This is a genomic window from Thermodesulfobacteriota bacterium (assembly GCA_040755095.1).
Lineage (GTDB): Bacteria > Desulfobacterota > Desulfobulbia > Desulfobulbales > JBFMBH01 > JBFMBH01.
Genome location: JBFMBH010000231.1, coordinates 1 through 3,003, shown reverse-complemented (window position 1 = coordinate 3,003; position 3,003 = coordinate 1). Strand labels below are relative to the sequence as shown.

Genomic DNA, 3,003 nt, shown 5'->3' with positions numbered 1-3,003 from the left:
AAAAAGAATTCCAGATAGGTCTTGTCTCCGGCCCGGGGGTGGACCGCCACACCCCGCGAGGCGGACTCGATGCACTGGATCGCCTTGAGGGCGGCGCCGGTGGCGTCGTCCATTGTCTCTTCCACGGTCATCGCCTTGCGCACCCCGCCGCAGGCATAGATACCGGTCCGCCGGGTTTCGTAGGGGAAGCAGATGAAGTGGGAATCGGCATGGCCGTCGAAAAGATCGAGATCGATGAGGGCCGGCCCCTGGCGGTACGCCAGGTTCAAGCAGGCCGCATCCCTGGTGGTAGGCACCATGCCGGCGGCCAGGACCACCAGGTCCACGTCGACGCTGGTGCTCGCCCCGAGCAGGGTGTCTTCCATGGCCACGGTCAGGCTGCCGTCCCCGGCCTCGCTCACCCCGGTCACTGCCGCCTTGGTGAGAAAGATGCCGTCATCGTTCTGCGCCGCCTTGTAGAACAGCTCCATGTTGCCCGGCGTACGCATATGCTGGTAGAGGATATAGGCCTTGGCGTCCGGATTCTCCTCCCGCAGGTACTTGGCCTGCTTCAGGGTCACCGAGCTGGTCACCGAGTTGGCATACGGGAAATCCTTGTCGTGCTCCTTGGCCCCAGGGCTCTGCACGAAGGCGACGCTTGTCACCGGCTTGCCATCGGAGGGCCTGGTCAGGCGACCGGCCTTGGCCATCCGCTCGAGCTCGACGTTGGTGACCACGTTCTTCAGGGTGCCGTGCCCCAGGTGGGCAAACTCGGAGACATCGGCCGGCCGCCAGCCCGTGGCGAGCACCACTGTCCCGAACTTGCTGGCCTCCGGATTGCTTTCCATATAGTGCTTGACGGCCTTGCGCGGGTCCTCAAGCTGGCCCTTCTCAATGAGGTCCTCCATCTCCTTGGTGACCTTCGGTGGCGCATCCCAGTCCGACTTGCTGCCAGCCGCCTTGAAGCTGATGTCAAACATGCCGGGCGCGCCGGCGATGCGAGCCACCTCGGTGTTGAGCTTGATGGTGATGTTGCCCGCGGCCTTCACCTCGGCCACCAGGCTGTCCACCATCGGCGCTTCCAAGTCCGTCCACGGCGCTTTGGTGGGCAGCTGCTTGCGCCACGTCCGGGCAAAGCCGCCGAGCTCGCCGGTCTTTTCGACCAGGGTCACCTCGTAGCCTGCCTTGGCCGCCTCCCGAGCGGCGGTGAGACCAGCGATGCCACCGCCGATCACCAGTATGCCCTTGGTCAAGGTCTGTGCCTGAGCCTCCGGGATGGCGCACTTGGCGGCCCGGGTGCAGGCCATGCGCATGTTGTCTGAAGCCAGCTCCTGGATCCGATCCTTGTCCGGGTCAGGGCCAGCGCTCCAGACCACCTGCTCGCGCAGGTTGGCCCGGCTGACCATCACGCCGTCTCCGTAGGAGAGCTCATCCTGTTTGACCCGGAAGGAGCAGGCGCCGATCACGACCGAGTTGACCCCCTCCTTGTCAATATCCTCCTGGACCATGCCCCGCCCTTCCGCGCTGCACAGGAAGGGATGGGTCTTCACTGGCATCTTCTTTTCGCCGCTGACCACCTTGGCCAGGGCTTCGATATCCAGGCCGTCGCCGATGCCGCAGCCGGTACAGATATAGGCACTATGCTTGATGCTCATGGACCACTCCCTCCTCATCCTTGAATGGCTTTCAGGGCCGCTGCCGTGGAGTTCTGGGCACAGGTCACCACGTCCGCCGCCTTCTTGGCGCAGCCCGCGGCGAGCATGCCGGTGCCGGGATCGGAGGCGATGAAGCCGTTCTTGTCGGCGTTGAGACCGAAGTTGGCCCCCTGGCCGGCCATGGACGGCTGCATGCCGGTGGCGAGCACGGCCAAGTCGACCTTCTGCTGGATCTTGTCGCCGGTGACCGCGTTTTCGGCCACCACGGTCACACCGCCATCGGCCTCGGGGATGATGTTGGCGACCTTTCCCTTGATGAAGCTGGTGTTGGGATCGCCCATCAGCTTCTCACGGAACTTCTCGTACTTGCCCGGGGAGCGCAGGTCGATATAGAAGACAAAGACCTTGGCATTGGGATACTGCTCCCGCACGTAGGTGATCTGCTTGAGGGTGGCCATGCAGCAGATGTAGGAGCAGTATTCCAGATGGTTCTCGTCCCGCGAGCCGGCGCATTGGACAAACGCGATACTGCCCGGCTCCTTGTTGTCACCAGGACGCACAATCTTCCCGCCGGTCGGTCCATTGGGCGCCGCCAGGCGCTCCATCATCATGTTGGTGATGATGGCACTGGAGCTGCCGAACTTGAGGTTGTCCATACGGTTGGCGTCGTATGGCTGCCAGCCGGTGGCCCAGACCACGGCACCCACCTGGACAGTGAAGGTCTTGGCCTGCATGTCCAGGTCCACGGCGTTGTACTTGCAGGCCTCGACGCACTTGCCGCAGCGGGTGCAGGCGTTCATGTCGATGACGTATTTCATCGGAAAGGACATTTCGTGGGGCCGATAAATGGCCTTCGTCTTGTCCATGTTGAAGTTGAAGCTGTTCGCTCGCTCTTCCGGGCAAGCCTCCACACAGGCATTGCAGCCCGTGCAGTTGTTGTTCACAAACCTGGCCTTGGACTCCAGGGTGACCTGGTAGTTGCCCTTGGACCCGGTAATGGAGCGCACCTCGGTCATGGTGTGCAACCGAACCCGCCGGTTGTTCTTGATGCGCTTGAAGTTGATCTCCAGCCCGCAGGTTGGCGGGCACAATTTCGGAAAATACTGGTTGAGTTGCGCGACCCGGCCTCCGAGGTAGGGATTGCGCTCCACCAGGAACACATCCTTGCCCACCTCTGCGGCCTCCACGGCGGCTGTCAACCCGCTGATGCCGCCGCCCACCACCAAAACCGCGCTGTTTGTGTCCGCCATGCCCGTCCTCCGTGTAGGTTCTGGACCCGCGGGTCCATCGTGAAGCCGAATCCTGCCCGTCACCGACACCGCTCGGTGCGGCCAACCAGCCGCCCACAGCCCCGCCCGCCCGGGCAGAT

At 63.4% G+C, this 3,003-nt stretch carries 2 protein-coding genes; both read right to left on the bottom strand.

The genetic code is table 11. The features are described from left to right. On the bottom strand, positions 1–1,634 hold a 1,634-nt coding region (locus tag AB1634_19160; protein ID MEW6221632.1), incomplete at its 3' end, for an FAD-dependent oxidoreductase. A gap of 14 nt (positions 1,635–1,648) precedes the next feature. After that, complete coding sequence (locus tag AB1634_19155; GenBank protein ID MEW6221631.1) at positions 1,649–2,884, bottom strand: CoB--CoM heterodisulfide reductase iron-sulfur subunit A family protein; 1,236 nt, start codon at positions 2,882–2,884, stop codon at positions 1,649–1,651. Positions 2,885–3,003: the final 119 nt, after the last annotated feature.

Excerpts from the sequence above, each read along its gene's own strand:
- AB1634_19155 (MEW6221631.1), bottom strand. The coding sequence starts at position 2,884 with ATGGCGGACACAAACAGCGCGGTTTTGGTGGTGGGCGGCGGCATCAGC.